At 43.4% G+C, this 6915-nt stretch carries 8 protein-coding genes; 5 read left to right on the top strand and 3 right to left on the bottom strand.

Annotated elements, in window-relative coordinates; translation table 11 throughout:
- The first annotated feature begins 79 nt into the window (after nucleotides 1–79).
- From COU90_02900 to rpsR, 5 genes are all read left to right on the top strand, one after another.
- Complete coding sequence (locus tag COU90_02900; protein ID PJE64374.1) at nucleotides 80–1108, top strand: redox-regulated ATPase YchF; 1029 nt, start codon at nucleotides 80–82, stop codon at nucleotides 1106–1108.
- Between the two features lie 62 nt (nucleotides 1109–1170).
- Nucleotides 1171–1581 (top strand): hypothetical protein, encoded by a 411-nt coding sequence (locus COU90_02895; GenBank protein PJE64373.1) that lies wholly within the window; start codon nucleotides 1171–1173, stop codon nucleotides 1579–1581.
- 135 nt (nucleotides 1582–1716) lie between these two features.
- On the top strand, nucleotides 1717–2205 hold the full coding sequence (rpsF, locus tag COU90_02890; GenBank protein PJE64372.1) for a 30S ribosomal protein S6: 489 nt from the start codon (nucleotides 1717–1719) through the stop codon (nucleotides 2203–2205).
- Between the two features lie 52 nt (nucleotides 2206–2257).
- Nucleotides 2258–2713, top strand: a complete 456-nt coding sequence (locus COU90_02885; protein ID PJE64487.1) for a single-stranded DNA-binding protein — start codon at nucleotides 2258–2260, stop codon at nucleotides 2711–2713.
- Nucleotides 2714–2786: 73 nt separating this feature from the next.
- Nucleotides 2787–3080: a 30S ribosomal protein S18 gene (gene rpsR, locus COU90_02880; GenBank protein PJE64371.1), complete on the top strand. Its 294-nt coding sequence runs from the start codon at nucleotides 2787–2789 to the stop codon at nucleotides 3078–3080.
- A gap of 81 nt (nucleotides 3081–3161) precedes the next feature.
- Here rpsR and recA read toward each other — a convergent pair whose 3' ends face one another.
- From recA to COU90_02865, 3 genes are all read right to left on the bottom strand, one after another.
- Nucleotides 3162–4163 carry a recombinase RecA gene (recA, locus tag COU90_02875; GenBank protein PJE64486.1) on the bottom strand — a complete coding sequence of 334 codons (1002 nt, stop codon included), beginning with the start codon at nucleotides 4161–4163 and terminating at the stop codon, nucleotides 3162–3164.
- Between the two features lie 71 nt (nucleotides 4164–4234).
- Nucleotides 4235–4633, bottom strand: a complete 399-nt coding sequence (locus tag COU90_02870; protein PJE64370.1) for a hypothetical protein — start codon at nucleotides 4631–4633, stop codon at nucleotides 4235–4237.
- A 5-nt stretch (nucleotides 4634–4638) separates the two neighbouring features.
- Nucleotides 4639–6873 (bottom strand): cell division protein FtsK, encoded by a 2235-nt coding sequence (locus tag COU90_02865; protein ID PJE64369.1) that lies wholly within the window; start codon nucleotides 6871–6873, stop codon nucleotides 4639–4641.
- Nucleotides 6874–6915 lie beyond the last annotated feature (42 nt).

Genomic DNA, 6915 nt, shown 5'->3' with positions numbered 1-6915 from the left:
GACTAAAAGTAGGTATACTATACCATTCATTTAATATATCGTATACTATCAAATACGTATATATAACAATTTTCTCTTTATGAAAATCGGTATCGTGGGGCTCCCTAATGTGGGAAAATCTACTCTTTTCTCCGCCCTTACAAAAAAACAGGTGGATACTTCAAATTATCCTTTTGCCACCATCGACCCAAATGTCGGTGTTGTTGCCGTGCCGGATGAACGCTTACATCCCCTTGCCGATCTTTCCCATTCAAAAAAAATAATTCCGGCAAGCATTGAATTTGTTGATATTGCCGGTCTCGTAAAAGGTGCCAGCGCCGGAGAAGGTCTCGGAAACAAATTTCTTTCTCATATTCGCGAAGTGGACGCCATCGTGGAAGTGGTGCGCGCATTCGAAAACAAAGATATTCATCACGTTTCCGGAACGATTAATCCGAAGGATGATATGGAAACGATAAATACCGAGCTTATCTTGGCGGATCTCGGTACCGTGGAACGCGCCATTCCGCGCATAGAGAAAGAAACAAGAACGGGCAATAAAACGGCGATAAAAAAATTAGAAACCCTGAAGGAACTGCAAACACTCTTATCAGAAGGACATCTTGCTAATATATATGCGCCAAAAACTGATGAAGGGAAAGAAATACTTCAAGAGCTTCATCTCCTTACGGTAAAACCCTTTATCTTCCTCTTTAATGGTGAAGATACCGAAGCGCCTGCCGTAAAAGATCTGCCCTCCCTTTCTCTTAATATAAAAATGGAGGAAGAGATAAGCCAGCTGGGAGACGATGCCGGTGATCTTAAATCCATGTCCGGTATTGACGCTCTTATAAAAAAAGCATATGAAGTTGTCGGTCTTATTACCTTTCTCACAACAGGTGAAGCAGAAACTCGCGCATGGGCCATTCCAAAAAATGCTACCGCGCCGCGCGCCGGACGCGCCATTCACTCTGACTTTGAAGAAAAGTTTATTCGCGCAGATGTTATATCGTACGAAAACCTCCTGTCTGCCGGCTCATACGCAAAAGCGCGGGAATTAGGCACACTCCAGACGAAGGGAAAGGATTATATCGTTCAAGATGGAGACGTAATAGAATTTAAAATATAAAATATATGTTCCTTGACGTTGAGCCTGCAGACTAATATCTTTATAAAAAGGAGGGTAGTATAATGATGCGATTGCTTTTGTTTCTCGCCGGATCAGTTGTATTACTTATTATTGCCGAGTTACTTTTTTTAGAAAAAATGACAAATCCGGGAATACATACTGAAAGGATATGCTCATCCATTCCGCCCGGTGTAACAATATCTGAAACCTATGAGTATACAGATATAATAACGTCCACCGTATGCCGCTTACAAAAAGGGAGCGACAAACACGTATATTTCAATGTATTATATTCTTCTTTGCCCGGATGCATATATAGCGAAATCCTGACCCACTACCAGAATAGCAGAGATGTATTATCCGTTTTTCGCGGTAATAACGACCTCACCCCCGCCGTAAAATTATGCCTGGCATGGGCGGGAGAAAATCCTAAGCTCTCAACCGAATATCAGGAATACTTCAAAAAATGGTAACCGCTCTTATAAGCGGTTTTTTATACCAAAAAATGAAATTTAAGCCCATGTTTTATTGTTATTTTTATAAACTACTTATTAATAAAAGTCAACCCTTGCAGTTAGAAAAGCTTTATAGTACAATACTTTCTACATATGACACGCGACCCACAACTCTACGAAATCGGCTTCCTTATAAAGCCTGACCTCCCCGCCGAGAAAGCGGCGGAAGTTTTGGGTGAAATTCGTTCCTACGTAGAAAAAAACGGTGGCATGCCTGATCGTACGACGGATGCTAAATTACGCCCTCTCGCCTATCCTATCCAAAAATTCACCCAAGCATATTTTGGTGCTCTTCAGTTTATGGTGGCTCCTGAAGCCCTTTCGGCTATTAATAAGGATGTGGAAGCCCATACGGCCATTATACGGCATTTGACTCTTGCCTGGGAGCAAGAACCGGAACGTTCTATTATTCAATCTCGTCCGACAAAACAAAAGTCTACCACTGCAAACAATGTCCTCGAAAAACCTCCCGTAACATCGCCTGCACCTTCTCCCACAACACATGAAGACGTCCGTCCTGAAGAGGAAAAGGTATCCGAAGAAGAAATTGACAAAAAACTTGATGAAATATTAGGCAGTTAGTACGTAGCGGATAATGGGCATACATAAACTTTCCCATTACGCTACCCATGAGATAATGAATGTAAACAAAGTAATTATTGTTGGAAATATTACAAGGGATCCGGAAATAAAAGCACTCCCATCCGGACAAACACTTGCAACTCTCGGCATTGCCACCAATCGGCGATGGAATGACCGCCAGGGACAGAAGCAAGAGCAAACAGAATTTCATAATATTGTTCTTTTCGGACGACAGGCGGAAGTTGCCGGACAATACTTAAAAAAAGGTCAGATTGTATGTATTGAAGGACGCCTGCAGACACGATCATGGGACGGACAAGATGGTAGTAAACGATATCGCACCGAAATTGTTGCGGAAAACATGCAGATGGGACCGCGTAGCGGTGGAGGTACTGCCGCACATACAGCTTCTCGACCCGCAGACCAACAACCAACAGAGGAGGAAAACGTGGCGACAGTGGAATATCCGGCAGAGGATGATATAGACCCCAACGAAATCCCATTTTAGTCATCGACAATAGCAAGAGGAAGCCCGAAATGAACTTACTTCTTCGTTACTTGTTCCAATACTCGTTCTCCGTATGTTCAATACGGCTCACTCACGCTTCACGGCACGCTTCGAATTAAATCCATTTCAAGCTTCCCACAACTATTTAGCAATAAGTATCGAAAAAATGAAACAGTGTCACTTTTGTGTAAATAATATAAAGATAATTGACTATAAAAATTCCGACCTACTTCGGAAGTTTATTACCACGCAAGCACGTATTCTTTCCGGAAAGCGCACCGGAACATGTGCTTCGTGCCAACGACAGCTCACAAAAGCCATTAAGCATGCACGTCATCTGGCTCTTTTGCCGTTTACATTGCGGTAATACATATAACTTGTTGTAACCAAACATAAAAACTCGCTCTAGCGAGTTTTTATGTTGCCATATCTTTATTCTTCGTAGTTACTATACCACCTTATTATCCTGCATTGTTTGCTGTATCTTTTTCTCAATTTCATTAGTAATTTCAGGGTTATCCTTAAGAAATTGCTTTGCCTTATCCATACCAACCCCAATCTTAATTTCCCCATACGAATAGGAAGCGCCTGCTTTTTTAACAAATCCGTACTTTTCTCCCAAATTAATTATATCACCTTCACGAGAAATACCTTCGTTGTACATAATATCGAACTCGGCCGTTTTAAAGGGTGCCGCTACCTTATTTTTTACAATTTTTGCTTTCGTGCGACTCCCCACCACATCGTCTCCTTTCTGAATTTTTGCCGCCCGACGAATTTCAATACGAACAGATGCATAAAACTTAAGTGCTTTTCCACCGGGAGTGGTTTCCGGGTTTCCGTACATCATACCTATTTGCATACGAATCTGGTTGGTAAATATAATAGTTGTATGTGTTTTGGCGACAATAGATGTGAGTTTTCGAAGCGCATGCGACATGAGCCGTGCCTGCAGGCCAACATGTTGCTGTCCCATGTCTCCTTCTATTTCGGCGCGTGGCGTTAGGGCGGCAACGGAATCGATTACTATAATATCCATACCGCCCGTGCGCACCAAACTCTCTACAATTTCGAGAGCCTGCTCGCCGGAATCCGGCTGGGAAATTAACAGATCATTAATCTGAACACCAATACGGCGTGCGTACTCCGGATCCAATGCATGTTCAGCATCTATAAATGCACACGTACCTCCTCTTTTTTGCGCATTAGCAACAATATGCAATGTTAACGTTGTTTTTCCGGAAGACTCCGGTCCGTAAATTTCTACAATACGTCCTTTAGGAATACCGCCTACACCAAGTGAGGCATCGAGTGCCAATGACCCAGTGGGAACCACTTCCACATCGACTTTTTGAACACCTCCCAAACGCATAATTGCTCCCTCTCCATAACGCGCCTGAATATCTTTTACCACGTCTTCGATAAGTCCCCCCTTCTTTCCCCCCGCCATTTCTCTCTCTTTATTTCGCTGGCTGATGGATGTTTTTGCGGCTTTTTTCGGCATAGTTTATATCTTTATACTTATAATACGGGAGCGGTGATAACGATCTGACGCATAATAGACCGCGTTCGTCCAAATCTATTTCGCGCTACAACCTCTATAGTATGTACTCCTGCCGGTAATAATAGATCCGTCGCATAAAGTCCTGTCTCGTCACTATACGCTTCAAGGCCGTTTATGGTCAACTGTACACCGGGGGTAACTCTTCCGGATACCGTAATCTGCGTTTCAGAGAATGTCTCTCCGTCTCTCGGACTATCAAGATAAAGATCCGGACGCAAAACCCAATCCCGTGTTTGAAAAACCATATATATAACAGCAAGAACAAATACAAACCCAATGAGTACCATACGAACACCTCGCCGGTTTTGAAGACGCTTTATTTCTCGCACATACGCGGTATCGGGTAAGGTAATCATAACTATTATTCGTCTTCCGAAACAGCATCTTTCTCATCACGACCGAATCCGTCGTCTTCATCCCGGCGCACCAGAACATCCCGCGGCTTCGCACCATCTCCGGGACCCACCACACCACGCTCCTCTAGCATATCAACTAATCGTGCGGCACGCGCATACCCTAATCGAAGCCGGCGCTGAAGAAATGATGTGGACGCTTTGCCGGATTCTATAACAAGAATTCGCGCATCCTCATATAATTCATCATCCTCTTCGCCATTCTCCCTTCCTAGACCACTACCCTGTTCAACCGTAAAAATATCTTCTTCGAAATCCTTATCGGATTCTTCTTTGATATTTTTTAAATATGCCGTTGCTCGTTTCACTTCCTGCTCCGATACGAATACTCCCTGTACACGCCCCGGTTTTGACGTATCACCCGATAAATACAACATATCTCCCTTTCCGAGCAATTTTTCCGCCCCCGCCATGTCAAGAATGGTACGGGAATCAATCTGAGACGCCACCTGAAGAGCCATACGCGTTGTAATATTTGCCTTAATGAGTCCGGTAATAACCTCTACGGATGGTCTTTGTGTAGACACCACTAAATGAATACCGACGGCGCGCGCCATTTGGGCAATGCGTACGATAGATGCTTCCACCTCACGAGGATATGATGTCATTAAATCGGCAAGTTCATCCACAACAATCACCAGATATGGCATCATATCCTCGTTAGTGTCATCGTTGTTGTATGATATAATATCGCGAGCCCCCGCCGCCTGCAATTGCTCATACCGCCGTTCCATTTCTTTTACCGCCCATTTAAGGGCTTGAATAGCTTTTTTGGCTTCTACCACTACCGGCGTTATAAGATGAGGGATGCCGTTATAATAAGAAAGCTCAACACGTTTTGGATCAATCATTAAAAAACGCAACTGTTCAGGCGGCTTTGTAAATAACAATCCCAAAATAAGCGCATGAATACTGACTGATTTTCCGGAACCGGTTGATCCTGCCACCAACATATGAGGAGCACGCGCAAGATCCACGAATACGGGCTGTCCGGTAACATCACGACCCAACGCGAACCCTAAAACACTTTCGGCTTTACGTTCTTTAAATTCGGTGAGGAGATTTTTTAACCCCACAAATGCAATTGATTTATTTGGCACCTCAATGCCCACAAGCGCCCGCCCGGGAATGGGTGCCTCAATACGAAGCGGATGAGCCGCTAATGCAAGACCCAGGTTACTTGCCAAATTTGTGATACGAGACAGCTTAACGCCCTCTGCCGGCTTTAGCGTATATTGAGTAATGGACGGACCTACGCTAATTTCCCCCATGTCTACATCAATACCGAAATTCTGAAGTGTTCGCTGAATAATATTTGCATTTGCCCGAATATCTCCCGATGACGGCTTCCCTCTATCCCCCTCTAAAATTGAGAGCGGCGGCGGCACATAAGTGGACGGAACATTACGGGAAGAAACCATACGTTTCCCTTCCAAGGGAGCATCATTCGTACTTGGCTCCGTAACGGATTCCATACTATTTTTATCTTCCTCCGCCGAAAAATTATTTTCATTCTCCTCTTCAGCACCCCTTTCTTCTCCTTCATTTTTCATGCCAACCATCGTTTTTATATGAGCAAACATACCCTGTTTTTCTTTTTCGTCGATCGTTGTTCCGGCAGTATCTTCTTCGTTACCATCCATCATATCTTCAATAGCTTCTTTTGCTCGCGGAATGAACGAGAAATTAAACATGAGAAGAAATGAAATTATTAAGAATGTCCCAAAAATAAGAACACTTGCCACAACATCAAATAATTGAAGGGGGAAATAAGCAATACCAAATCCTACATATCCTGCCGTCCGCGGCTCGATAAGAATGTCAACGATACCAAGCATGCTTACCAAAAATAAAAAACCTCCAAAAAATGTACCGGCAAAAATACGCTCGCGCATACCAAGAACAAGAGAAAGTCCCACAAAAAAGAATGCTAGGGGAACCAAAAAAAATGCTTTTCCGAATAATAATGTAAGCACTGAAAAGATAACCGATCCGATAGCACCGGCCTTTCCAAACCATGCAAGCGTCAAAAGCCCCATAACGGAAAAGGAAAGAACCGCCCAGACCGATTTTTTTGTATCAGGGCGCAAATCATCATGCCATCGGCGGCGATCTTCTTCGAATTCTTCTTCGCTCTCTTTCCGCGATTTTTTCTTACCATTTTTTGTTTTTGCCATATCCATCTATTATACAAAAATACTCACCCACAAACAAAAAATCGGAAG

It is taken from the genome of Candidatus Ryanbacteria bacterium CG10_big_fil_rev_8_21_14_0_10_43_42, from assembly GCA_002793915.1.
In the GTDB taxonomy this organism is placed as follows: domain Bacteria; phylum Patescibacteriota; class Minisyncoccia; order Ryanbacterales; family 2-02-FULL-48-12; genus 1-14-0-10-43-42.
Note: the sequence above shows the minus strand (reverse complement) of the source record. Positions and strands in the feature narration are given on the sequence as shown.

Coding starts and splice junctions, on each gene's coding strand:
- COU90_02900 (PJE64374.1), top strand. CDS start 80: ATGAAAATCGGTATCGTGGGGCTCCCTAATGTGGGAAAATCTACTCTT.
- COU90_02895 (PJE64373.1), top strand. CDS start 1,171: ATGATGCGATTGCTTTTGTTTCTCGCCGGATCAGTTGTATTACTTATT.
- rpsF (PJE64372.1), top strand. CDS start 1,717: ATGACACGCGACCCACAACTCTACGAAATCGGCTTCCTTATAAAGCCT.
- rpsR (PJE64371.1), top strand. CDS start 2,787: ATGTTCAATACGGCTCACTCACGCTTCACGGCACGCTTCGAATTAAAT.
- recA (PJE64486.1), bottom strand. CDS start 4,163: ATGGCGGGGGGAAAGAAGGGGGGACTTATCGAAGACGTGGTAAAAGAT.
- COU90_02870 (PJE64370.1), bottom strand. CDS start 4,633: ATGATTACCTTACCCGATACCGCGTATGTGCGAGAAATAAAGCGTCTT.
- COU90_02865 (PJE64369.1), bottom strand. CDS start 6,873: ATGGATATGGCAAAAACAAAAAATGGTAAGAAAAAATCGCGGAAAGAG.